This window comes from Candidatus Chlorohelix sp., from assembly GCF_037138995.1.
Lineage (GTDB): Bacteria > Chloroflexota > Chloroflexia > Chloroheliales > Chloroheliaceae > Chlorohelix.
Genome location: NZ_JBAXHI010000008.1, coordinates 77,431 through 100,798 on the forward strand (window position 1 = coordinate 77,431; position 23,368 = coordinate 100,798).

Consider the following 23,368-nt stretch of genomic DNA (forward strand, 5'->3'; position numbering starts at 1 on the left):
GTCAGTCCGCACCTCAATATTATCCGGGCTTACGAGGGATTTGTCCAGCTTATGCTATAATCGGCGCATGTATTGCACTCAACTATATCTCAAAGATTTTCGCAATTACCGCAAGCTGGATTTGTCGCTTTCGCCCGGTTTGAGTGTGTTTCAGGGTGAAAATGCGGCGGGTAAGACTACTCTGCTGGAAGCGATTTATATGCTTGCCACTACTAAATCTGCGCGTGCCGGAAGTGATCAAGAACTGGTGAATTTGGCAGCAGAACCCCAGTTTGGAGTACCCGCTTTTGCTCGCCTCCATGCCAAAGTTCAGCGTGCCGAAGACGAACTGGAGGCGGAGATAGTGATTACCCGTGATGCGCCAGCGGGCGAAGAACTGGAGCAACCTGCTCCGGCACGCAAACGTATCAAGCTTAACGGTTCTGCCAAACGAGCGGTGGACTTGATTGGCAAGGTAAATGTGGTGCTGTTTTCGCCGGAAGATTTGGATTTGGTAATCGGTTCGCCTTCATTGCGGCGCCGCTATTTTGATATTACACTTTCACAAGTAGATTACCGTTATCTCCGCTGCCTTCAGGATTATACCAAAGTGCTTGCACAGCGCAATGGCTATTTGCGCCACTATCGCGAGAAGCAAAAGGCGCAACGGTTGGCAGGTACACTGCGTCAGAAAGAGCAATTGGAATTATCTATTTGGGATGAGGAACTGATAAAGGCAGGGTCGTACATCATAAAGCGGCGCTATGAGTGTATTCAAGGGCTGAACCGCCGTGCCGCGTTGCTACACTCTAACTTGCTTGGTTTGCTAGGTGCTAGCATTACTCCAGATTTTGAATTGGTTTATCAGACCAGTTTTGAATTGCCGCAGGGAGTGGTAGAGAATGAGGGGCAGATTGCCGCCGCTTTTACCACGCAGCTCGAAAAAGTACGGTCGCAGGAATTTGTGCGAGGCGTTTCGTTAGCAGGTCCTCACCGGGATGAGTTGTGCTTTTTGCATGAGGGCAAGAATTTGGCGGTGTTCGGCTCAAGAGGGCAGCAGCGCACCGCCGTATTGGCTTTGAAACTAGCAGAGGCAGGTTGGATGGAGCAACAAACCGAAGAACGTCCAATTTTGCTACTGGACGATATTCTGTCCGAACTAGACGCAGGACGGCGGCAGTATGTGTTGGATACAGTGCTGGCAATTTCGCAGCAAGTATTAATCACCACCACCGATTTGTCTCTATTCGGTGATGCAGAGCGACTCAAGAAAATAGCCCAATTATATAAGGTGGAAATTGGTAGAGTCGTTAGGTTTTGAGAGTTTTTTAATCAAACCTCACTAGCGGCTACTATATCTCGTTGAATTTTTAGCTTTTGCCAGATAACCCAGAGTATTCCAAGCAAAATGGTTCCGGTAAGCCCACCGAATAACAAGCCCCCCCAACCGTTAGCGTTGCCTTCAGGGTTGGCAAAACGCAGCCACCATAAGTCGAATTTGTCGTAAGGCGTAAGCTCGATGATTTTGGTAATGGCATGCACCCGTTCGGCATCCCACCCGGTATAGTCCATTTGCAGTGAAGCGCCTCCAGTGGCGCGACTGAGGGCGGACGCAGCTAAAAATACTTGTCCGCGTAGGGGCGAGAGTTCTGGTACAAAACGCCAGTCCGGTTCGGCGTTGGCAGCGCGACTCACGTAAAAATAATAGTTGAATTCGACCAGCGACCCGGTAATATTCACCAGAATCCCGGCGACCAGCAGCAATTTGAAGAACTGCTGTATCGGCTTGCTTGGGTTTTGCAGCAGCGGCAGCGCAAAAAGGAATAGGAAAGGCAGGGCGGGATAAAGATAACGCGAACCCCATGTCCAATCGCCTTCCCAGTTCCAGAATAGGGCGTGAAAGATTAGATAACACAGGAACAAGCTCAGACCGAAAACCGCTTCAATTCTTTGCTTTTGCCAGAATGGCTTTAAGCCGAAAAGGGCAAGGAGTAGTCCGGGTGCATAGAGAAAGACGCTTTTACCAGAACTGAACAGGAAGCCGTAGATTCCGCCGTAAACAGAACCGAAGACAAATTGGTCGGCTATCGCGCTGTAGCCTGATTCGGTGAATTTGCCGTAGCGGTAGAAGTTGTACCAAAGTATCAGCGTGGCGGTAGCCAGTAAGGGCAGCGATAACCATACCATTGTTTGTAACGCATTACGCCAACCCGTTTTCATTATCAGGTAAAGCAGCAAGGAGATAAAGGCGATGGCTGCTACCGTTTTAAAGAGAATGGCTGCGCCTAGCCAAAACCCGGCGCGAAGTAAATTCCGCCTGTTTTGTCCTTCTAGCAGCGCGGAGAACATGAGCAAATAGCAGAGCGTGACCAACGGTTCGCTGAAATCGAGATGGCTGTAAACCCAACTCATCGAAGCTATCCCATAGAGCAGCGTTACCGAAAAAGCGGAGAGCGTGCTAAAGCCTAATTTTCTGCCGAGCTTGAATAGGATTAGCTGCGTTGTGGCGCAAATGAATAGGTTCAACGCGCTAATCAGAAAACGAGCGGTGGCATTTTCGGCGAAACCGGGCGAGAAAAGCGACAGTAGTTTTATAAAAAGGATAGGGGGGATTTCAACCAACGCTTGCCCAAGCCCGTATTTGCCATAGAATTTGCCGTCCGCACCGCGCAAGGCGAAACGGGTATCGTTACTGTAACTATCCAACGCACCGCCATTGCCTTCAATAAAACTGCGGGCAGTGGCATAACTGGTAAAGCCGTCACCGCTGTAGAGATGCCCGCCGAAGGTTAGGAAATAGAGTAACAGGAAGAAAATGAAAATGCTCCGGTTCAGTTTCGAGTTTTGAACTTTTAATTTACTACTCAGTACCGAAGGTGCAAGGTTCATTTTCTTTACTTTGCCTAGTTTTCTTTTTGTTCTGTGGTTTTTTCGTTATCAGCTTCGGGTGAAGGTTCTCCCACTACTTTGGGGTTAATCGGAGCGATTGCGGTTGTGTCGGTGGACGAGTTGCTACTAACAAGCGGGGGGGTTTCAAGGGCAATCCCGGATGTTGCGTCAAGTTCGCCGTTGTTGCTCAATACCCCGCCGGGGCGATGCGTTTCAGACCGCGCCCTGCTATGGGCATAAGCTCTTTCTTTTTCCATAAAGAGACGATTTACTTCTGGACTAATCCGCGCAGATTCAATTTGACTAGTAGACTCAGCCTGATTACGTTTGCGGAAGCCCTTGAGGAGCGCACGAGGCGAAAGATTGCCCCTTCTTATGCCGATGTCTAGCGGATATAGTAGCAATAGGAGGGCAACCAAGAATTGCCAGAGCGATTGGATGCGGTTGGTACGCTGCAAATTATCGTTAAAGGCTTCTTCAGGATTGGTAAGGGTGTGACCGCCTGTAAGAGAGGCTATCTCATCTAGTAATAGCTTGTTGGTACCCAATTGTTTGTATTCTGGCGAATAATCGGCGACTGCTCCAACAGTTTGGGAGAGGTTGCCCACCTCCGAGACCTGCCCATTATCCACCGTTACGGTGTTGTTGTTTGCGCCACCTTGTACATTGATGATGTAACTGCCAGTGTTTTTGGGGACAAAAGACCCTTCATAATGACCCGGTGCGGTCTGTGAGAGCGTAACTTCTTCGCTGCTGCCGCTCAGGTTACTATTTACCACGTTGGCATTAATTTCCAGCCCGTTAAGGTACTGGCTATAATTGTTAATAGCATCGGCGGAAATTTGAACCTTGTTGCCAACGGTTTTGGCGCTGACTTGCATGCCTCCGGTTTCGCTTTCGGCAATAGTCCAGCGCACCGTTTGCGCCCAGAAGCGTGGGAAATCATTCCATTTTAGCCAATCGGTAGCCCAACGCGCTTTCGCATCGCTAGTCCAAGCTACCACACGCCCAAGCCCTACCTGCCAATGCGCTAAAAGCGGGTCGCCCCTGCCTGTGACAAGAGCAGTGGTGGCGAGCGGTCGTATTTTAGCGCCTACATAGCCCAACAGTTGGGGTGTAGCGGTAATGCCTTTCAAAATAGGGCTTGGAGCATTTACGGTAGGTACAAAAGGTTCTTCGACTATATAGCTGCGGTAAGCAAGATGTGTTTCTTTGGTAAAGATTTTGGGCAAGTTACTGGGGTCAGTCACGAAATAATAACGCCCTCCACCCTGATCCGCCAGACCTTTGAGTCTTCTTTCATCCACTTCCTTGCCCAATCCTACGGTACTGATGGTAATATTAGCTTTATTTGCCTCCGCTATCAGCGCGTCATAGTTGGTATTGTCGGAATCCTGACCATCGGTGAGCAAGATTATGTGCTTGTTCTGGGCGGTAACTTTTTTCAACTCATCAACTGCCGCCGAAAGTCCGGTGGAAATTTGGGTGCCTCCTCCCGGCGCAATTCGCCCAATCGCGCTAACAAGATTGCTAGGGTTGCCCATAGGCGCAAGATTAACTACCCATTGGGCGGTAGTATCAAAGGTTACTAACCCAACTTGATCGGAATTGTTTAGCTGATTAGCGGCAAGATATGCCGCATCTTTGGCAATTTCGATTTTAGGCACACCAGATACGCCTGCGCCCGCCCCGTTGTAAGCCTCTGCCATGCTGCCGCTACGGTCAATAACCAGCGCCATTGCCACGCTTGGGGCTTGTAGTTTGTTGGGTAATTGAAGTTCCACCGGTAGCATTTCTTCAAGAGGGGTGCGGAAGTAACCGCCCAGTCCGTAGCTTTCTTCGCCACCGATCACAATCATGCCCTTGCCTAGATTTTTGACATAAGCTTGGATAATATTCAGGTTATTGGCGGTAAGGCTACTGGCAGGGACATCTACCAACACTAGCGCGTCATATTGCGTTAGGTCGGTGAGGTTGGGTAAGCGTTCGGGTGGGATGATGTTCGGCTGAATTTCTCCGGCTGTGAGTGCCTTCTGGAGATTAGCTGCTTCTTGTTGTTCGGGATGACCATCTACCAGCAATACGCGGGGTTTACCTTTGACCACGCTATAGGCGTTGGCTTCGTTATTCTGGTCTAGGGTATCATTTTCGGGGATAATTCGTACCGTGTAGTTTACAAAGCCTTTACTGGTGGCGGTTAGTGCTTGGGAGAAGGTATTGCTGCCTTTTTTCAGGCTAACCTGACTTTGGCTAACTTCTTGATTTTGCTGCAAAATATATAGTTTGGCGGTGCCATCGTAATTACTGTCAATGTTGACGGTCAGGCTGAATTGCTCACCTTCGCGCAAATTGCTGGGGACACTGATATTACCTACTGATACTTCAGGGCTGTTAGCTTGTTCCAATGGCACTACATCAATTTGGATTCCAGTAGATGCCGCCAGTTTAGCGGCGCTACGTACTTCATCTAGGTTTTGGTTTCCGTCCGAGATTAACACTAGGTGATGCTGTGAGTCGTTAGGCAGCATGGAAGTACCAAGCCGTACCGCTTCCGCTAAATTAGTGTAATTTGTGCCGGGAGCGCAGGTGGGATTATCAAAATGCTGCTGTTTGTCCACTACTTTTTCGATGCATACATCTTGTCCGAAAATTGCTACGCCGTATTCTTGATTGTCCTTTATCTTTTCGGAAGCCTGCCGGATGAAATTTGCACCTTGCTGTTTTCCTCCCGCACCTACGCTATCTGAACCATCTAGCAAGAATACTACTGCTAGTTTATCGCTTTGGGTGATTAGCTGAATGTCGGCTATGCTCAACACCAATAGGGTGATGATGAGGAGACGTAACCCTATGCTCAAACGGCGATTCCGCCAGCGTAAAAGAGGGCGAGCGGACAGCTTTTTTTTGCTAGGGCGTGCGATTAGATAGACCAGAGGCAGGAGTAAAAGCAGAAAGAGAGCTTGGGGATAGCCAAAAGAGATAATGGGCATTAACTTCTCCAATACCCCATACTGGGCACAGGTGGAACGATGAGTTTCCTAGCGGCATTATACACTAGCAAATTGGGGAATCACAATCCTAATTCGTAAATTAGATTAGTTAGGGGCATCCCCTTCAAATTTGAAGTGGGCGATAGGGCTGTAAATTGCGCCTTCAGGTAGCAGGGTACTTTGCATTAATACGGCTTCTTCAAAGCGGAAATGACCAAAAGAGCTTTTGCCTGAAAAGGTTTGAAGCGCTTGTCCCAGACGGCGTTTGTCTTCTGCGCCAATATCGGGGACGCGCCCAAGAGTTAGATGAGGCGAGAATGGGCGCGTTTCGGGGGCAAAGCCAAGCGGTACAAGGTTCTGTTCTACCGCATGTTGCGCTGCCGCTAACGCTTTCAGGTTGCCGTCTAGCCCAACCCAGATTATACGAGGGGCATCTGCTTTGGGGAAAACGCCAAGTTTAGCGGCAATCAGGCTAAACGGCTGGACAGGGGCAAGCGCGTTCTTGGTAACGGAAATGATTTCGGGCAAGCGTGAAGCCGCCACATCACCAAGAAATTTGAGGGTGAGATGGATACCGTCCGGGCGCACCCAGCGTACTTTTCGACTCTGGTCAATGTGCTGTAATTCGACTATTAGGGTGGCAAGTTCTTGCTTGAGTATAGGAGGTAACTCTAACGCCACAAAACAGCGGACAGTTTCTTTATCGTTCATAGCTTAGACCGGGCAAAAGGACAAGAGGCTTTAAGTCCATTGTCTGAAAAATTTGGTTTGCTGGGATTAGGCGGTTTCACGATAACGTTGTATCCGGAAGATAAGCAGCATTATTACTAGCCCCGCTATTAGGCTCAGGAAGGAGGGCAGATATGGCGTGGTTTGTGCGAATAGGTCAAGAAGATTGCGCCCGTAGCTCATCAAACCGTCTTGCGTATCCAGCATCCAATAAATCAGCCCGAATTTATCGCCGTGCAAAAGCGGGGAAAGCCCGAAAAACCAAGCTAATGCTCCAAGCCCAATTAGCAGAGAAACCCAACCCAACGCAAACAGATAGAAGCCAAGACGATGGCTGACCGACAAGGAGTTTTCATCCTCACTATCGGGTAGCGGTAGGGTGGTGGGCGGCGCGTATTTAACGCGAGCTGCCATCGTAACTTGTGCTTTTGTTGATTGCAAGGCGGAAAGCCTAGCCAATACGCGGTGGGAAGTATTGCGAGGCGCTTTCAGAACCGGACGTTCGGATAAGACCCGCTCAAGAGCATCATAATAGTGGATATGAACCCCGGCAACGTTGCTATTTTGATTGTTTTCTTTCATATCCATGTTTACCTACCCAAAGTTAGCTTAGAACACCCTTCTGGTGCAATTCACCCAAACGGGTTTTGAGGAGCCCTTTGGCACGATAGAGGTGGGTTTTTACGGTTCCCACCGGAATGTTGAGCGCGGCAGCAATTTCCTCGTAGGATAATTCGTCCGAATAGTATAGAACAATGATGGCGCGATAGCGAGCGGGAAGCGCATCTACCTGACTCCAGATTATATCGCGCTGTTCGCGCCCTTCATATTGGATGGAGGGTAAATCGCTTTCGTTGCCGGACAAATTAGCCAGAATATCATGTTCTTCGTTGTCCTCTCCGCTGAACCATTCCACAGAAACGGTTTTAGGGTTACTACGGGCAGAGCGCAAACGGTTCAAGCAGTGATTGTGGGTTACGCGATAGAGCCAAGTGCTAAATTTGGCATCGCCCCTGAAAGTGGGTAACGCTTGCCAAGCTTTCAGGAATGTTTCTTGCGTGGCATCATCGGCTTCTTCGGCATTTTGTAAAATTCGGTAGGCAAGGTTATAAACCCGGTCTTGGTGTAGCTCAATAAGCGTGCCAAAAGCTTGCTGATCGCCTGCTTTGCTCAGTTCAATCAAAGCTGCTTCGGTAGGTGCGGTGTGGGCGGGATGTGCCGCTACTACATGGTAGGGGATCGCACCGACCTGTGTATCCAACCGGTTTGGTTCGGTCATTCTCGCTGCCGTTTGTTTACCCTTGTGGGCGGTTAGTGTTTCAATTCCACTACGGCTTAGCGTTAACGAAAATCCCATTGTGCCTTACCTGACATGCTATCATAGTAATTTTACCGCGACAAGGGGAGAGTTTGCCCGAATTTTTATTGCAATAAAAAACCTCTCCCTATCTCACAAGTTGAGACACACGAGAGGCTTGATTTGTTTCAGCGAGTGTAATTACTCTGCCAAAGCCCATTCCTTAACGGCGCTGCTGTATAAATCCCCGCCATGTGCGTCGCAAAGCACTACCGCAGGGAAGTCTTCGACTTCGAGGCGATGGACCGCCTCTGCGCCAAGGTCGGCATAGGCTACTACTTCGGATTTTTTGATGCACTTTGCCAGTAATGCGCCCAACCCGCCGATAGAGCCGAAATATACCGCTCCGTGTTTTTTGAGGGCTTCGCGGACGGCATCACTGCGTTTGCCCTTGCCTATCATGCCACGCAAACCCAACTCTAGCAATTGGGGAGTGTAGCTGTCCATGCGGGTGGCGGTGGTGGGACCCGCCGAACCGATGACCTGCCCGGGTTTTGCGGGACTTGGTCCGACATAGTAGATGATTTGCCCGTTCAAATCTACCGGCAGAGCTTCACCACGCGCTAAAGTTTCAGCAAAACGCTTGTGCGCGGCATCTCGCCCTGTGTAAAGGGTGCCAGTGATGAGTACCTGATCTCCCGCTTTTAGCTGGAGCGCTTGTTCTGTGGTCAAGGGTGTGTGAATTTTTATCGGGTCTTGTACTGCGCTCATATTTATCTCCCTGAAGGTATCGCGCTACGTAACGAGTGGCGCATTGTTTATTCCTTTAGATTGTTACGCTGGCGCGTCTGACTGCATGGCATTGCAGATTGACGGCAACAGGTAGCGAGGCGATGTGGGTTGGGAAGGTTTCAACGTGAACCGCTAGAGCGGTAACGCGCCCACCATAACCTTGCGGACCTACTCCGGTAGCATTGACCTCTTCCAGCAATTCGCGCTCGAACTGGGCGATGCGCTCATCAGGATGCGCCGCGCCGACTTCGCGGAGGCTGGCTTTCTTGGCAATCAACATAGCTTTATCGGCTGTGCCGCCCACACCCACGCATACAACTACCGGAGGGCAAGCGTTTGGTCCCGCCATTCGTACCGCTTCTACTACCGCTTTTTTAACGCCTTCTGCGCCCTGTGCTGGGGTAAGCATGTAGAGTTTGGTGGAGTTTTCCGAGCCGCCTCCCTTGACTACCAATGTTAGATGAAGGTGGTCGCCCGGCTCAAACTCGTAATGGGTCATAGCGGGTGTATTATTGCCGGTATTGGTGCGATTAAAAAGCGGGTCTTCTACCATTGAGGCACGCAGATAGTTTTGTTTATAGCCTTTGCCTACCCCTGCTTGAATTGCTTCTTCTAGTTCGCCGCCGATTACTTTTACTTCGGCTCCGACATCGGCAAATACAATTACAAAGCCTGTATCTTGGCAACTTGGTACTTGTTCGGTGCGGGCTAATTCCTGATTCTGGTCTAGTAGTTGCAGGGTTCGCAATCCGCGTGGGGAGGTTTCTTTGGTTTGGGCAACTCGCAACGCGGTTACGAAATCCTGTGGAAGTTCAAAGTTTGCGATACGACAGAGTTCTGCGACAGCATCTCTGATGGTGGCTACTGGTATTTCTCTCATACCAAGGCTCCTGTCTATATGTGAAATTTGTCTCAAGTTGAGACTCAGTATAACCCTTATGAGGGTTGGAAGCAACGTTTAGGCAGGACAGGCAGTATAGGTAGGTAGGCGGATGTACTTTTTGGGAGCGTTAATAGATTCTATATCTACAATAAAAGCAGATAAGTCTCAGAATTAGGGGCTTTTTACTTCATCGTAAAAAGGGCTTTATCAGGTGGCTGGGTTGCCGTTCAGGTGATTTGAAGAGTAGGCTAATTCTTAATGCTTTTAAGGACAGCGTCTGCCATACGCAATTCCTCGCTCAGGCGAAAATACTCAATGGTATCGCCTGTTTGTTGTGCTTTGTTCACCAAGCGGCGCAATGTAGAAACTAGTCCTTCCAATTCGTTGGTACTCATGTTAAGCTCCCCGAAAAAAGTTAAGTTAATAAAAAGGGATGCGGCTTGTGCTGCCACCCCGCGACTAAAATGTATAATTAGGTACAGGCAGACTAGAGTTTCACTCTCACAATGTCTGTTGGATTTTCTCTCCTGTTTAGGTATATTTGGATTATAGCACGCAGAATAAAACGGTAAAGGGGTTAACTGACTAATTTTATTGTGTGAAATAATTTGCTATGATTAATCGGATTTTAATAGAGGTAAATGATAGGAGAATAGTGGCACTTTTTATTAGATCTCTCGATTAATATTTGAGAACCTTACACGTTCATCTGAGCCGAAACAATTATTGTTGAGCCGAAACGAAAAACTGGAGGAAAAAACGTGTACAAGCTGAATTCTGATATTGAAGCTGCGGGGGAATATATTGAAGAGGTTAGAGGACGCATGAGCGAAAACGCACCCCGCGGGCGCGGCAGACCACGCGGTTCTGTCCAGAATTTGCAATCATCCAGCGATGGTGAATTGGTGGCTATCTACAAGGCAAGAGCGGAACAGTTCGGCGCACTTAGTGAGGAAGCGGCAGAAGCATTTAGACCTATCTATGAGCGGTACTGGCACCAAGCTTATTTTTGGGCGTTGCGTAAAATCGGTGCGGTTTATGCCGAAGATTTGGCTCAGGATACCCTTCAGACTGTTTGGGAGCGGCTGAACGGGCGAGAGGTGGTTACTAACCTAAAAGGGTTGGTGCGTCACTCTTTTGAGCGTGAGTACGCTACCATGCTGGAAAAGCTTTTGCAAGGGCGCAAGTTGCAACGCGCCAACCGCAACGAGGTAGGACAGGAAGAATCTTCAAAGCTTAAAGGGGCGGTGGTACTTTCTCTCAATGTTTCTGCGCCGGGGGTGGAAGGCGATAGTGCCGAACTCATTAATCTGGTGGAAGATGCTTCCGCAAATGTGCCAGACTCGGCTATTCGGTTGGAGCAAGTCAGGGTTCTGCATGATTTGCTTGAACAAATGCCATCCAATTATCGCACTCCGCTGGTTTACCAGTGGCTACTTGGAAAGAAAATCAAGGAAGTGGCGGATGAATTGGGCTTGACGATGGATCAGGTTAAACATAATACATCTCGCGGCATTGTATGGCTCCGCAAGCGTATGCCCGGTCATGCGCAAGACTGGCTAATTTAGCGGCAGTGGAAAGGTTGTGAAAGTCATGGGGAAAAGCGAATTACCGGGTGATGAGCTGACAATCAGCGCACGGGAAGAGTCATTGGCATTAGCGGTAGCGGAATTTCTGGCAAGGCGCAACGAAGGGCAATCCATTGAGATTGATGCCTTTGCGAGCGAGTATCCTGAGCTTGAAGTTGAACTACACGAATGGTTAGGACTGTTTGAAATACCGGCACTTGCCGGACGTGCAATACCGGATAGGGGTAAGGCATGGGAAAAGTTTAAAACCAAAGTTTTTATTGGAGAAATTGTAGCCAACCCCAGCTTAGGCGAATATGTGCAGCAATCTGCCGCGTTAAACGCAGGTGAATTAGCGGGTAGCGGGTTAAGTCCGGAAGTGGTGGAGGCGTTGAAAAAGGACGCAACACCCTTGAATGATTTGAAGAATTACGGACTGGCGGATTATGCGGCTTTGGCAAAACGTTATGGGGTAAAGGATATAGCTTTCCCGCGTTTGCTGAAATGGCTGAAAAACGCGGTGAAGAGCCTGAGTACGCCGGCAACGCCAGCCATGCGTGGAATGGCGTTTGCCCGCGATAGTGAAACCCGAACGCAGAATTTGAGCGAGGCGGAAATCTTTGATGCGCTCAAAGGGGAAGAAGAACAGGAGTAAAAGCTATGGCAGGGTATAGGGGCGGCAGATGGTCTAGCAGACCGAACCTTTACCAAATAGAAGAACGTGCAGTCAAGCTCATCGGTGAGTTTAAAAGTAGGCTGGAAGAAGTCGGGCTTGAAATGCCTGCTATTCCACCTGTTCCGGTGGAGTATGTGGTGTTGACGCTGACCGATTTTACCGTGCGGGGCGTAAAGTTTTTGGAATGTGACGGGCGTTCGCTCTCCGGTTTGCTTGACCCCGAAGCGGGCGAGATTCTTTATGAAGAAAACGAGTCGCAACCACGCCAGAATTTCTCAATCGCGCATGAGCTTGGGCATTACTATTTACACTATATTCCGGCGCTTGAGCTTGCACAGCAACCCACCTTGTTTGAGTTGGAAGAAGAGGGCGAAGCGGAAGCCGTGTGTTTCTTTCGCTGCGATTCAACCGAAATGGAAGAACAGCAGGATAGCACTCTGAAAACAATATTGAACGACACGGAGGCGCAAGCGCGGTTGGCAAAGATTATCAAATTCAAACAACGTGCCGCTCGCTTTGAATGGGAGGCAAACGTTTTTGCTTCCGGTTTGCTAATGCCTCGTGAACTGGTGCAATGGCTTAACAAAAAACATGCCGGAGATGTAAAGGGCATGGCGCAGGAATTAGGTGTTTCGGTTTCGGCGATAAGCTATCGGCTAAACGGGATGGGCTTACGCCAAGATGAATTCAAGGGGGTTCGTTCGCGCAAGGCAGAGAGTCGCAATAGTACATCCGGACAAGGCACATTTTTCTAAACCGAAAGATACTCAGATACTAGCAGCTTTGTGACTAAATCTTGTTCTGGAGAGGAGAAACATATGCCCCCTTTACTGGCTGTATTTCTGGTTTTGTTTCTGGTTATCCTACTCACTTTACTTTCGCTATATGTTTGCCGTATTTCACGGAGGGCGTATTTTTTTAGTTGTACGCTTTTCGGGTTACTAGTGTGGTTTGCCGGATTGCCTAGACCTTACCCCTCACAGGACACAACTTTTGCCAGTCTGGGAGTATTGGGATTGGTGGGGGTGGTAGCGGGTCTGGTGGGATTGACGTTGCGCGGGTCAATTCTCAAATTTAGAAAACAGCCTCAACCTGTAAATGGAATAATCCGAATAACGCGCTTTTCTCCTCGCAAAAGAGGGCAACGGGCGTACAAGCTCCCGTCTCCTGCCGCTACTCGCCAACTGGTTTTTTGCGCTGAATGTCACTGCTGGACTATGGCGAACTTTGCTCACAACCATTCACGGCTTATGTAGGGCAATATCGAATAAAATTTCAAGAGATGAGAAACGAGGTACGCCTCGTTTTTTGCTTTATGCTAAAATGAACCGATTATTAGCCTGTCCGAAATAAGAAAGAATCGGTTTACTACAGGAGCGGGTATAGTGGAGCGGGTCACCGTAATAGGTTCGGGGCAAATGGGGTCGGGAAGTGGCTTTCATGAATATTTTTAAGAAAAGATGAGTAGTATTGAGGAAAGCGTACCGCTGGAAACCGAGTCGGAGTTAGCGGTGGTAGAGAAAACTTCGCTTCCCGTTTCTGACAAACCGCGCCGGGCAGAAATGGCGCTGGTATTTTTTGTGGCGTGGTTATTCTTCGTGGCTCTAACCCCGCATGTTATCCAGTGGCTAAATCCGGTGACAGGTGATGAGCCATTTTACCTTATGACTGCTCAGAGTTTGCTGGCAGACCACGATATAGACGAAACTAATAATTACAATCAGCACAATTACTGGAAATTCTCCCCGTCTTGTGAAGAAATAATGCAACCCGGTTGGGCTACTTCGCTATATGTGCCGGGCATGCCTGCGCCGGGTTTGCGGCTATGTCCTTCGCCCTATGACCAAATCTCGATTGATATAACGCCTCATTTTTCTGGTCAGACGATTCGTAATGGCAACTATACAAAACATGGTTTGGGACTCCCGTTTTTAATCTTGCCCGCTTACGCGCTGGGAAATGTTGTCGGCATCCATTTAGCGGTGGCTCTATTCATGACCGCGTTGTCGGCTTTGCTTGGGCTGAATATCTGGTTGCTGGCGTGGGAAACCACCCGAAAACGCTCAATTGCATGGTCGGTGTGGGCATTACTGACCTTTAGCTTACCGCTATTTAGTTACGCCTTTCTGATATTTCCGGCTATTCCCGCTTCTTTGTGTGTAACCTATGCCTTCCGGCGTATCCGTTTAGCGGTGCAATCGGAAGAAATACGCGCAAATAATCTGGCGCAAGCTTTTGCGGTGGGGTTGTGTCTGGGCTTTTTGCCTTGGCTGCACTCCCTTTACATAACGTTTACTCTTTCGCTGGCGGTTTACTGGTTGCTGGGGGGCGTTTGGCGTTTTCGGTCTGAGAAAAAGCGATTGGTTGCCTACTTGTGCCATCGCGATAAAGTGTGGGGCTTGGCGGAATCGGCGTTGCTGGTTCTGCCGGTGTTAGCGTTTGGAGGGTTGCTGGCATCCTACTATCTATATTACTTTGGAAAGTTGTTGCCGAACGAGCAGGATCATGCTGGGTTTGTAGAGTGGAATAAAGTGGGAACGGGCGTGTTGGGTCTCTTTCTGGACCAAAAGTGGGGGTTACTGCTGTATGCTCCAATTTATTTGTTGGCGTTGTCAGGTCTCGCGCTGCTGGTGTTGCCAACTACCGTACAGCTAATTTCGCAGCACCACCGTCAAGATTTTATCTGGCTGGCGATAGTAATATTACCCTATTTTAGTTATATAGCGCGGTACAGGCAGTGGTGGGGCGAGTGGTGTCCGCCTGCCCGTTATCTGACACCATTCCTGCCTTTGCTGGCGTTACCGCTCGGCTTGGCGTTGGAAAGGTTGTGGAGAAAATGGAGTGGGCGTGTGCTGGTGAGCTTTCTGGCAAGCTGGGGTTTTTTTGTTAGCTTTGCCTTTGCAATTAATCCAAAGCTCTTTTACCATTGGCAAGATACTCAACCTGCTAAGTTGCTGCTTTTTTTGCAGGATAATATCGCTTTCTTGCGCTCTGCCAATCTAGCGAGTTGGTTTCCCTCCTATGTGACGGTTCTTGAACCTGCTCAAGGGTTGGATAATACGCCTGTTCAGCTAATCTGGCTGCTGGTTTTTACGTTAGGGGGGATAGGGGCAATAGCCTTGAGCGAACATATCCCCAAGAAGAAAAAACACTCTCAGCCTTGAATTATGGTATCATTACAGCTTGCAGTCGGGTGCAGACGTTATAAAAAGGTGAAAAATTCTGTCGGGCGGGTTTGAGAAAGTTTGATAGAAACTAGAGAACATACAAAAAAGATAACAACTGAACCGTTTGACCGCAAAGAACTGCCGCTGACATTGCTATTTTTGGCTGGTGTTTTGCTGCTAAAAGCCGGTCTTACCCTGCTGCTATACCGGAACGGCTACCTTGAATATGACGGGGATGGCTTTACTCGTTCAGTACATGCTTGGGAATGGTTGCAAAAACCCCGGATAGAAGTAGATGCATGGTTGCCGCTCCAATTCTGGCTTAATGGCTTTCTCATGAATTTTTGGTCAGACTTATACTGGCAACCTCGTGCTGTTAATCTGTTGGCTTCCTGTATTACCACGCTAAACCTTTTTTTCCTAGGACGTTGGTTGTTTGGCAAAGGCTACGGCTATGCATGTGCCGCGCTGGTTGCGCTTTTTCCGTGGGAAATTAAATTTGGCTTGAGCGGAATGGCGGAAAGCCTTACCCACATGTTTTTGAGCATTGGCGTGATGTGGTTTGCGCGATGGCTACAAACGCGCCACTTGTCGCATCTTTCCTTTGCGGCATTGGGCTTGTTAGGTGCAACCATGCTGCGTTACGAAGCTTGGTTTTACAGCCTTACCTTTTGTGGGATTGTACTGTTTCTTTCTTTGCGAACAGGGAAGTTCCACTGGAAAACTTTGGCGGTGTTAGCAATACCCTTCAGTTTTGCCTTTATCTGGTGTCTGGCAAGCTGGGTACAACTGGGCAAGCCATGGGGATTTGTCAGTTTGACCAGCGAGATTAATGCCACTTTGGCTGCCGAGGCGAACCAGAATGCGGATTTTCTAGAGCGTCTGGTATTTTATCCCCGCACTATGTACAACCTGATGCCGTGGCTTACCATTTTGGCGATTATTGGAACTGTGCTGCTGGTTTTTTTTGTTCGGCAAGCACGTTCCTATTTGGCGTTAGTGTGGGGCGAGTTTTGCCTATTTATTATTATCACCTTACCAACCAATAATATTGCGCCGGGCAGCGCCCGTTATCCAGTCTCGAACCTGTTGCTACTCTTGCCGGTAGTGGTTTGGTTGGTGAGTCGGACAGTAGAAATCAGCATAAAATGGGTTTTAAAAACTGCTTCAGTAAGGAAATTACAGTTAATAACGCTGCTTGTAGGTGGGGCGATATTTGCGCTAATACTTGGCTTATTTGCAGCAAGCACGCTCGACCACGCCTACGTTTTTCCTGATAAGAATGTTCGCCAGGTGGCGTTGTGGTTCAATGAACAAACGGAAAGCGGGAATTTGCCCTCCAATGTGGTTATTCCGGTGCATTTCCCCAATCCGAAAGCAGAGAACGGGGGCGATTACAGCTATATATATGCCTTGACCGTATTGACGAATCGCCCTGACGGTGGGCATTTCCCCAATTCCGAAGCTCAAGGTTTGCGGGTTATTTCGGAAATCAATGGTTTATTGCGAACGGTAGTGGACGATAAACCGCTGGTGTGGCTGCATATAGAAACTGCCGGAGATAAACAGACGATAGATGACTTAAAGGGTAACTACCATGATGTGGTGAATTACGGTCCCTTTACCATTGTCAACAGACCCATGAATCGTCCTCTAAGTGTAACGCCACGTGAAGGTACGCTTGACCAGACCTATATTTTTACCGGAGATGGTTATGATCCCAATGAGAAAGTTTCGGTTTGGTTAACTTGGGGCAACCAAGCTCAAAGTTTGCCTACGGTTATAGCAGATTCGCGAGGGCACCTTACCATTACATTCAAGCCATTTATGCCGATTACACAATCGGTTACGGCGAAGGGTTTGCAGAGTGGGCGGCAGGGCTTTGCCGAAATAAAAGTCAAAACTTAATTCAAGGAGTAAAGAGGATGTCTGACGATAGCAGTCGGGAGCAAGAACGCACCGCCTATCTCAAGAAAATGGAAGCAGAGCGAGGATATTTGCTGGATTTCCACAAGGTAATGGCACATTACGATTTGGATTTCCTGAAAAGTTATAATGACTTACTGGCGGTTGCCTACACTTCCCCCCGCTTGCTGGATGCCCGCACCAAAGAATATATAATTACCACCGCTATTATCGTGGCGGGTAGCAGCGCAGATCACATTATCACTCATCTGAAAGTGCTAAAACGGCTAGGCGTAACTGCTGAAGAGGCTTTACAATTTCTCGAACTGATATTGCCACCGACGGGTGTACCCGTCTTTATGAACGCATTGGAGTTGTGGAAGCAGGTTTGGGAAGTTGAAAAATTTGACTAGAGTACGACCAAGCGCTATAATATTTTCTTGCGCTAATAAACCCAAATAATTGCGGAAGTAAGTAATAAGAGGTAATAGCTGAAATGTCTAGACCAGCCTTAGAAATAATCAAAGAAATAACTGCGCCGATGTTACGTCAGGATATCCCGGATTTTGGCCCGGGCGATACCTTACGCATAGGCGTTAAGGTAGTTGAAGGTAGTAAAGAACGCATCCAGCAGTTTGAAGGAGTGGTAATCAGCAAGCGCAACGGTGGAATCAATAAATGTTTCACAGTACGCCGTGTCGCTACTCATGGTATCGGAGTAGAACGCACTTTCCTGATTCATTCTCCTCGTATCGACAAAATCGAAGTTATGCGTCGCGGTAAAGTACGCCGTGCCAAGCTCTACTATCTGCGTGGGTTGAGCGGCAAAGCTGCTCGTATTCGCGAGAAACGAGAAAGTAAATAGTAACAAAGAGGACGCGCTTCGGGCGCGTCTTTTTTTAGTATCTTCCTAATTATTGTTTTCGCCAAGAAAACAGCCTTCGCCACCAAGCTTTTCTAATTTCCGGCTCGATAGAATGCTCCTCAACTTTTTGTTTGTTCCCTCTCAGGAAACCGCTATCATAATCGCTACGTATGATGGTTTTGTACTGGAACATTGAGCGACGATGCACCAGCGCGAACGGTAACTCTAACCATGCTTGGCTGCCTTTTTCTACAAAGAAGGCTTTATGCTGTTTGATTAACTGTTCCACATAATAGCGATTTTGCCCCTCACTACTGGCGAACACTAGGTTTACCGGCACTTGCTTTGTTGTTAAGTCTTCCAATAAACCAAACAAACCAACTTCTGTATCGGCGGGTGTCATAATATCGCAAATTATCGTCAGGTTGGAAAGAGAATTAAGTTGGAGAACGGGTAGAGCGCTTTTAGGGTTATTTGCCGTATAAATTGTTAATACGTCTGTTGTATCATCCTGCGAGAAAACAATTGGCATTGTTACCAATAAGCCTAAAGCAGAAGCCTGTACCACTTGTACATTTCGGTTCACTGCAGCGCACTGGCTTATAATACTGGAAACTAGCAAACTACATATCTGGTTGCTATCATCAATGATGAGGATATGATTTCCCCATGCTTCGACCAATGGCTTTTCGGCAGTCTTCTCAGACTTATCTATCATAGCTTATTGACTCTATTCTGATTCGGCAATTTTAAGCAAACTTGAATTTTAATTTTACTATCAATAGTCAAAAGCCTTTTATAATCGGCTCTTTATAAAGCTTAACCTATAATCGTGTAATTGTGCAATTAAAATAATATTAAGAATATAGCCAAGTAGTACTATTACTTTTTTCCTATATAAATTTTGCAGGGATTATGATTTTAGTTCAAACTTCTCGCAAAGGGATACAGCAAGTGTGTAAATTTAAAGTAATAGTTGGTTCAGCGTAAGGGCATTAGAAATGGCATCTATTAGAAGCCTTAGCATCTCAGCTGCATATCGTGGACGGAGTTTATATCAGCGCTGAGTAAGTAAAAGACAGCCAACTTGAGCGGGGCAGGTACGATAGTTTCATTTGGAATGGTAAAAGCAGCAGGCAATGTGTCCAGTGGGGAAAGTGAGCCAGAAGTGGCAAGAAAAGACCAATTCCAAAGAGCAAGCGTATGTACATGTAAGCTTCTCCTGCCCGCAATGCGAGGTTCGGGAGCGAGGATAGTTCGCCAACAATAGCTGCCTTGAGGCAAACCATTAATCAGTTAGCATTGCCATGAAATAAAAAACCCCTGACCGGAAAGATGGTGAGGGGGTAACTATTATTGAAATATTTCGAGTTAACGCGCTAGTATAAACGCCAGAGCGATTAGCAATATAATCATTATTATGGTCAATACTGCTACGGTGATAATGTCAGAGCGGATAAAATTATATTCCTGCTGACGCGAGACGCTTTGCTGCTGCTTAGAAGCGTTTGCAGAAGCTATGCGCCGCGAAACTGCCCGATTAGTTGCAGCAGTACGTGCGTCTGGCTCAGCGCTGCTATCGCTTTGTTGCACCGGGCGCAATGGTAAAGACTGGCGTACCACTCGTTCAACTTTATCTTCGGGTAAATTAATATCGTGGTCAAGGGTATTGATATTTACAGGCTCTTGCTCTTCATTTTCATCATTATCCGCATATGCGGTGGCTACCAGCGGTCTAGTGGCGGTCTGCCGCTTGGTAATTTGCTGGGCGCGAGCCGAGCGGCTCTTTTTAGGCATAAAAGTTTCTATCTCCTCAATATATTTTTTTCGGTGCGTTCTGGCTTACCTAGGGTGGGTTTCTTTGTTAACCACTGTAAATTCGCCTTCAATAGTGGTTTTCACGCTGTTGCCTTTATCATTCTTCGGATATTTCTTGCGTAAATAATTACCGGAAAGCCAAGTGAAAAGCGCGGCACTCAGCAGTATTATTGTAAAATCATCTAAAAGACCCCATATAGAATAGGCATGGAATAATCTACCTACCGGAGTAAAATAGAACGGGATTACCAGAAACGGTATTAGTTTATAAAGGAATGGCACTCGTTTGTCTATCAGATTGCCTATAGTGCGAGGCAATAGAGTGAGAAACCACCTCATTCTAAAAAAATTCAACATAGCCTTTGCTCCTATCCTGAGCGCCCGGCTATCTGTTTTGTGACAGACCCGGTGTGTAATTATATCCTTTTTGAGGTCTTACCGCAACCGCGCGTTGTTTTACGATTTAACTTGCTACTCGGCTTTCATCTCTTCATAGTTGTGGGTGATATATTTGAGCGAGGTATCAGGGGAGTTATGCCTTTAGTGTGAAGTCCATCAGTGACAACTTAAGAAAATACAAGAGAAGCCAAGCTTTAAGAAGTTTTTTACGAGAGGCTTTGATACTACCTAATAACTTAGTATTTTGAGCGTAAAACTCGAAAATAGTTAGAGCTTCACCCCGCGCTAAGGTTTGGCTATAGCGGTACAAATGGCATTGCAATCGTTGCCAACGTAAGCTTAGAAGTAATCCTAAGAAGTATAAAAACCGCCTAACTCTTTTATTTTAGGCAATCTCAGTAATTATTCTATTTGTGTAGATTAACTTCCTTTGAAGTTTGGCGCACGTTTTTCTAGGAAGGCTTTTAAACCTTCCCTGTAATCCTGTGTTCGAGAGGATTCTTCCATCAATTGCACTTCCATATTAAGCGACTGTTCGAAGCTCAGTTGTGAAGACTCATTCATAAGGGTTTTTGCCAGACCAATAGAGCGAGTAGGTCCCTTGGCAAGGCGTAAAGCCAACTTACGGGCTTCATCCAGCAAGGATTCGGGCGTAACCACTTTGCTGACCAACCCCAAATTGCACGCCTCCCCTGCCGTCATTTCTTCTCCTGCAAAAGTCAGTTCCATTGCTCGGCTAGTACCGATAAGACGTGGCAAGAGATAGGCTAACCCACCGCTCGGCATTAAACCCACCCGCGTGGAAACCTCCAGAAAACGCGCATTATCGCTGGCATAGCGCACATCGCAAGCCAAAGCCAGCCCAAACCCCGTTCCGGCAGCCACGCCATTAATCGCTGCGATTACAGGCTTACGGATGCGCCGAATTTGCAGTAAAAGCGGAGAATAGGCACGGCTAATCAATTCAGGCATTGAAACCGGACGGGTTGAAGCGACAGATTCAGGAGTTTTTGGAGCAGGATTCGGGCTGTAAACAGGCGCGAAAGGGTCTTGAGTCTCACTGCGCTGAAAAGAAGGAGGAGGTCCCGGATTTAGCGGTGTGTAATCGGGATTCGCTATCGGCATTGGATTCGCGATTGGTTGGGGGTTATAGGCATAAGCGGGCGGGGCGACAGTGGTAGATTCCAGAGCTTGCATCTCCTGCTGGGCGCGTGCTTTGAAATCCTCGCCACCACAAAAAGCCTTGCCAGCGCCTGTCAGGATAATCGCACGCACTTCCGGGTCACGTTCCATACCCTTGAACACATTTAGTAGCTCTTCCAGCATCTGGAGCGTAAAGGCGTTAAGCTGTTCGGGGCGATTCAAAGTTACCATCCCAACACCCTCGCTACGGTCAAATAATACAAACTGGTAAGCCATTTTTATCTAGGTTCCCCCTTGTTCGATTTATTTGTAAAAACTCATCCTGCCAATACGCCCCATTCTTTGAAAAGACGGTCAAGCTCTGCGCTGGAAGTTTCGTATTCCTTACTCAGCCGAGAAATTGCCTCTATATCTTGTCGAGAACTGGCAGTGGTTAATTCCTCGCTAATCTCATTAAGCCGTTTTTCCAGTTTTGCTATCGAATCTTCCAATTCTGTGACTTTACGAAGGCGTTGTCGCTCTTCTTTATCACTAGAAGATTTGCCGTTTTGAGCAGGGGTTACTGCTTTTACCGCTTTTGGTTGCTCTCGTTTATTTTCTACTTCCGCACGTTTGCGAGCTTTCCATTCCTGATAATCGCTGTAATTGCCCAAATATGAGTTGAGTTCACCCTCTTCAATAGCCCAAACCTGAGTTGCCAACGCATCAATAAAGTAGCGGTCGTGCGAAACAAATAAAATCGTGCCGTTGTACTCGCTCAAAAGCTCTTCCAGAGCCTCCCGTGCATTAATGTCCAGATGGTTGGTTGGCTCATCGAGAATCAGGAAATTAGCTTTGGTAAGCGTTAATTTAGCCAACGACACCCGGCTGCGCTCGCCACCGGACAAAGAAGAAACCTTCTTGAACACATCATCGCCGCTGAACAGAAACCGTCCTAGATAATTTCGCGCTTCGCCTTCACTCATCGGGGCTGCCCAAAGTATTTCTTCCAGCACCGTATTTTTGAAATTCAAGCCTTCATGCGATTGGGCGTAATAGCCAACCCGCACGTTTGTACCCAGTTCCACCAGACCGTTGAGTGGGGTTGTTTCGCCCATTATATTCTTTAGAAAAGTAGTTTTCCCGCTGCCGTTAGAGCCGATAATTGCGATACGTTCAGCCCTTTGCACCTCAAGGTCTGGAGCTTTGAACAGCGAATGTGCGCTTTGCTTATCACGATAACCGATTTCAAGCTCTTCGGTTGCCAACACCAAACGCCCGCTACGCAACTCGCTTTGTAGGGCAATATGCAACTTGTCCCGCTCTTTGGGGCGCGATAATCGAGCCAAGCGATCCAGTTGCTTTTGCCGCCCGCGTGCCTGTCGGTAACGCTGCCCGGCTTTGTAGCGGCGAATAAAATCTTCAGTTTTGGCAATATGCTCTTGTTGTGCCTCGTATTCTGCCACACGCCGCTCGATACGGTCGGCACGCAAGGAAAGATACTTGCTATAGTTACCGGGATAATCTTCAACCACCCCGAAGCTTAGATCCAGCACCCGGGTTACTACCCTATCCAGAAAATATCGGTCGTGGCTGATTACGATAAGCGTGCCGTTCCAGCTAGAAAGGAAGGTTTCCAGCCATTCTAACGTTTTAAGGTCAAGATGGTTGGTGGGTTCGTCCAGTAGCAGTAAATCTGGGGTAGAGAGCAGCGCTTTTGCCAAAGCAGCGCGGGTTTTTTGACCGCCGCTAAACCGAGTGGCTGGTTGTTGCCACATCGGGCGCGGGAAATTCAACCCGGTTAGCACCTGCTCAATCTGAACCTCATAATCGTAACCGCCGCCCATTTCAAAGCGATGCGTCAGTTCACCATAACGCTCCAGCAGAGCTTCCCATTGCGCTCCGCTATGTTCGGTACTGGCAGTCATCTGCTCTTCGAGGCTGGCTATTTCTAGCTGGTCGGCACGTAAAGAGTCAAAAGACTCCAGCATTTCGGCATATAGAGTTCTTTCGGATTCAAAGGTAGCTTCTTGGGGAAGATAGGCAATGCGAAAACCACGCCGGGTTACGATTTCACCGGTATCAGCGCTTTCCTGTCCGGCAATGATATGCAGCAGGGTGCTTTTTCCCGCGCCGTTCACCCCAACTAGTGCGACTTTCTCGCCCTCGTTAACTTGGAAGGTAACGTCTTTAAAGACAGGATAAATATTGTAGGATTTGCTTAGTTTGTATGCGTTTAATACTGACATATTCTTAATTCTGTTTTATTCTTCAATTCGGCTATAAGTA

General features: G+C 47.9%; 22 protein-coding genes. 9 read left to right on the plus strand and 13 right to left on the minus strand.

What is annotated here, in order from left to right:
• The first annotated feature begins 40 nt into the window (after positions 1-40).
• Positions 41-1,300: a DNA replication/repair protein RecF gene (gene recF / locus WCK19_RS05895; protein WP_342396445.1), complete on the plus strand. Its 1,260-nt coding sequence runs from the start codon at positions 41-43 to the stop codon at positions 1,298-1,300.
• An 11-nt stretch (positions 1,301-1,311) separates the two neighbouring features.
• Here the strand turns inward: recF and WCK19_RS05900 are convergent, their stop codons facing one another.
• The 8 genes from WCK19_RS05900 to WCK19_RS05935 all read right to left on the minus strand — a co-directional run bounded on the left by WCK19_RS05900 (position 1,312) and on the right by WCK19_RS05935 (position 9,954).
• Positions 1,312-2,868 (minus strand): DUF2079 domain-containing protein, encoded by a 1,557-nt coding sequence (locus WCK19_RS05900; RefSeq protein WP_342396446.1) that lies wholly within the window; start codon positions 2,866-2,868, stop codon positions 1,312-1,314.
• A gap of 14 nt (positions 2,869-2,882) precedes the next feature.
• The gene (locus WCK19_RS05905) at positions 2,883-5,858 is read right to left on the minus strand and encodes a VWA domain-containing protein (RefSeq protein WP_342396447.1); all 2,976 of its coding nucleotides are present in this window, start codon (positions 5,856-5,858) and stop codon (positions 2,883-2,885) included.
• Positions 5,859-5,963: 105 nt separating this feature from the next.
• A complete protein-coding gene (gene thpR / locus WCK19_RS05910) occupies positions 5,964-6,569 on the minus strand; it encodes an RNA 2',3'-cyclic phosphodiesterase (protein WP_342396448.1) in 606 nt (201 codons plus the stop codon).
• 66 nt (positions 6,570-6,635) lie between these two features.
• On the minus strand, positions 6,636-7,169 hold the full coding sequence (locus WCK19_RS05915) for a hypothetical protein (protein ID WP_342396449.1): 534 nt from the start codon (positions 7,167-7,169) through the stop codon (positions 6,636-6,638).
• A 22-nt stretch (positions 7,170-7,191) separates the two neighbouring features.
• Positions 7,192-7,944, minus strand: a complete 753-nt coding sequence (locus WCK19_RS05920; RefSeq protein ID WP_342396450.1) for a sigma-70 family RNA polymerase sigma factor — start codon at positions 7,942-7,944, stop codon at positions 7,192-7,194.
• A gap of 141 nt (positions 7,945-8,085) precedes the next feature.
• The gene (locus tag WCK19_RS05925; protein WP_342396451.1) at positions 8,086-8,655 is read right to left on the minus strand and encodes a Fe-S-containing hydro-lyase; all 570 of its coding nucleotides are present in this window, start codon (positions 8,653-8,655) and stop codon (positions 8,086-8,088) included.
• Between the two features lie 55 nt (positions 8,656-8,710).
• Complete coding sequence (locus tag WCK19_RS05930; RefSeq protein WP_342396452.1) at positions 8,711-9,556, minus strand: fumarate hydratase; 846 nt, start codon at positions 9,554-9,556, stop codon at positions 8,711-8,713.
• A 251-nt stretch (positions 9,557-9,807) separates the two neighbouring features.
• Positions 9,808-9,954 carry a hypothetical protein gene (locus WCK19_RS05935; RefSeq protein ID WP_342396453.1) on the minus strand — a complete coding sequence of 49 codons (147 nt, stop codon included), beginning with the start codon at positions 9,952-9,954 and terminating at the stop codon, positions 9,808-9,810.
• Between the two features lie 366 nt (positions 9,955-10,320).
• Between WCK19_RS05935 and WCK19_RS05940 the strand changes: the two genes are divergently transcribed.
• The 8 genes from WCK19_RS05940 to rplS all read left to right on the plus strand — a co-directional run bounded on the left by WCK19_RS05940 (position 10,321) and on the right by rplS (position 17,740).
• Positions 10,321-11,127 carry a sigma-70 family RNA polymerase sigma factor gene (locus tag WCK19_RS05940; RefSeq protein ID WP_342396454.1) on the plus strand — a complete coding sequence of 269 codons (807 nt, stop codon included), beginning with the start codon at positions 10,321-10,323 and terminating at the stop codon, positions 11,125-11,127.
• A gap of 25 nt (positions 11,128-11,152) precedes the next feature.
• On the plus strand, positions 11,153-11,782 hold the full coding sequence (locus tag WCK19_RS05945) for a hypothetical protein (RefSeq protein ID WP_342396455.1): 630 nt from the start codon (positions 11,153-11,155) through the stop codon (positions 11,780-11,782).
• Positions 11,783-11,787: 5 nt separating this feature from the next.
• Positions 11,788-12,558 carry an ImmA/IrrE family metallo-endopeptidase gene (locus WCK19_RS05950; RefSeq protein WP_342396456.1) on the plus strand — a complete coding sequence of 257 codons (771 nt, stop codon included), beginning with the start codon at positions 11,788-11,790 and terminating at the stop codon, positions 12,556-12,558.
• Positions 12,559-12,621: 63 nt separating this feature from the next.
• Entirely contained in the window at positions 12,622-13,059 is a 438-nt protein-coding gene (locus WCK19_RS05955; RefSeq protein ID WP_342396457.1) for a hypothetical protein, read from the plus strand.
• 204 nt (positions 13,060-13,263) lie between these two features.
• Positions 13,264-14,967, plus strand: coding sequence for a hypothetical protein (locus WCK19_RS05960; protein ID WP_342396458.1), 1,704 nt, complete (start codon positions 13,264-13,266; stop codon positions 14,965-14,967).
• 81 nt (positions 14,968-15,048) lie between these two features.
• Positions 15,049-16,878: a hypothetical protein gene (locus tag WCK19_RS05965; RefSeq protein WP_342396459.1), complete on the plus strand. Its 1,830-nt coding sequence runs from the start codon at positions 15,049-15,051 to the stop codon at positions 16,876-16,878.
• Between the two features lie 17 nt (positions 16,879-16,895).
• Entirely contained in the window at positions 16,896-17,288 is a 393-nt protein-coding gene (locus tag WCK19_RS05970; protein ID WP_342396460.1) for a carboxymuconolactone decarboxylase family protein, read from the plus strand.
• A gap of 83 nt (positions 17,289-17,371) precedes the next feature.
• Entirely contained in the window at positions 17,372-17,740 is a 369-nt protein-coding gene (gene rplS / locus WCK19_RS05975; protein WP_342396461.1) for a 50S ribosomal protein L19, read from the plus strand.
• 49 nt (positions 17,741-17,789) lie between these two features.
• Here the strand turns inward: rplS and WCK19_RS05980 are convergent, their stop codons facing one another.
• From WCK19_RS05980 to WCK19_RS06000, 5 genes are all read right to left on the minus strand, one after another.
• Complete coding sequence (locus WCK19_RS05980; protein ID WP_342396462.1) at positions 17,790-18,458, minus strand: hypothetical protein; 669 nt, start codon at positions 18,456-18,458, stop codon at positions 17,790-17,792.
• A gap of 653 nt (positions 18,459-19,111) precedes the next feature.
• A complete protein-coding gene (locus WCK19_RS05985; protein ID WP_342396463.1) occupies positions 19,112-19,537 on the minus strand; it encodes a hypothetical protein in 426 nt (141 codons plus the stop codon).
• A 45-nt stretch (positions 19,538-19,582) separates the two neighbouring features.
• Positions 19,583-19,915 carry a hypothetical protein gene (locus WCK19_RS05990; RefSeq protein ID WP_342396464.1) on the minus strand — a complete coding sequence of 111 codons (333 nt, stop codon included), beginning with the start codon at positions 19,913-19,915 and terminating at the stop codon, positions 19,583-19,585.
• Between the two features lie 462 nt (positions 19,916-20,377).
• Positions 20,378-21,376: an enoyl-CoA hydratase-related protein gene (locus WCK19_RS05995; protein WP_342396465.1), complete on the minus strand. Its 999-nt coding sequence runs from the start codon at positions 21,374-21,376 to the stop codon at positions 20,378-20,380.
• A gap of 41 nt (positions 21,377-21,417) precedes the next feature.
• The gene (locus WCK19_RS06000) at positions 21,418-23,328 is read right to left on the minus strand and encodes an ABC-F family ATP-binding cassette domain-containing protein (RefSeq protein WP_342396466.1); all 1,911 of its coding nucleotides are present in this window, start codon (positions 23,326-23,328) and stop codon (positions 21,418-21,420) included.
• Positions 23,329-23,368 lie beyond the last annotated feature (40 nt).

What these genes read in the sequence shown, in the direction of transcription:
- WCK19_RS05900 (WP_342396446.1), bottom strand. Translation starts at nt 2,868, where the DNA reads ATGAACCTTGCACCTTCGGTACTGAGTAGTAAATTAAAAGTTCAAAAC.
- WCK19_RS05905 (WP_342396447.1), bottom strand. Translation starts at nt 5,858, where the DNA reads ATGCCCATTATCTCTTTTGGCTATCCCCAAGCTCTCTTTCTGCTTTTA.
- thpR (WP_342396448.1), bottom strand. Translation starts at nt 6,569, where the DNA reads ATGAACGATAAAGAAACTGTCCGCTGTTTTGTGGCGTTAGAGTTACCT.
- WCK19_RS05915 (WP_342396449.1), bottom strand. Translation starts at nt 7,169, where the DNA reads ATGAAAGAAAACAATCAAAATAGCAACGTTGCCGGGGTTCATATCCAC.
- WCK19_RS05920 (WP_342396450.1), bottom strand. Translation starts at nt 7,944, where the DNA reads ATGGGATTTTCGTTAACGCTAAGCCGTAGTGGAATTGAAACACTAACC.
- WCK19_RS05925 (WP_342396451.1), bottom strand. Translation starts at nt 8,655, where the DNA reads ATGAGCGCAGTACAAGACCCGATAAAAATTCACACACCCTTGACCACA.
- WCK19_RS05930 (WP_342396452.1), bottom strand. Translation starts at nt 9,556, where the DNA reads ATGAGAGAAATACCAGTAGCCACCATCAGAGATGCTGTCGCAGAACTC.
- WCK19_RS05935 (WP_342396453.1), bottom strand. Translation starts at nt 9,954, where the DNA reads ATGAGTACCAACGAATTGGAAGGACTAGTTTCTACATTGCGCCGCTTG.
- WCK19_RS05945 (WP_342396455.1), top strand. Translation starts at nt 11,153, where the DNA reads ATGGGGAAAAGCGAATTACCGGGTGATGAGCTGACAATCAGCGCACGG.
- WCK19_RS05950 (WP_342396456.1), top strand. Translation starts at nt 11,788, where the DNA reads ATGGCAGGGTATAGGGGCGGCAGATGGTCTAGCAGACCGAACCTTTAC.
- WCK19_RS05955 (WP_342396457.1), top strand. Translation starts at nt 12,622, where the DNA reads ATGCCCCCTTTACTGGCTGTATTTCTGGTTTTGTTTCTGGTTATCCTA.
- WCK19_RS05960 (WP_342396458.1), top strand. Translation starts at nt 13,264, where the DNA reads ATGAGTAGTATTGAGGAAAGCGTACCGCTGGAAACCGAGTCGGAGTTA.
- WCK19_RS05970 (WP_342396460.1), top strand. Translation starts at nt 16,896, where the DNA reads ATGTCTGACGATAGCAGTCGGGAGCAAGAACGCACCGCCTATCTCAAG.
- rplS (WP_342396461.1), top strand. Translation starts at nt 17,372, where the DNA reads ATGTCTAGACCAGCCTTAGAAATAATCAAAGAAATAACTGCGCCGATG.
- WCK19_RS05980 (WP_342396462.1), bottom strand. Translation starts at nt 18,458, where the DNA reads ATGATAGATAAGTCTGAGAAGACTGCCGAAAAGCCATTGGTCGAAGCA.
- WCK19_RS05985 (WP_342396463.1), bottom strand. Translation starts at nt 19,537, where the DNA reads ATGCCTAAAAAGAGCCGCTCGGCTCGCGCCCAGCAAATTACCAAGCGG.
- WCK19_RS05990 (WP_342396464.1), bottom strand. Translation starts at nt 19,915, where the DNA reads ATGTTGAATTTTTTTAGAATGAGGTGGTTTCTCACTCTATTGCCTCGC.
- WCK19_RS05995 (WP_342396465.1), bottom strand. Translation starts at nt 21,376, where the DNA reads ATGGCTTACCAGTTTGTATTATTTGACCGTAGCGAGGGTGTTGGGATG.
- WCK19_RS06000 (WP_342396466.1), bottom strand. Translation starts at nt 23,328, where the DNA reads ATGTCAGTATTAAACGCATACAAACTAAGCAAATCCTACAATATTTAT.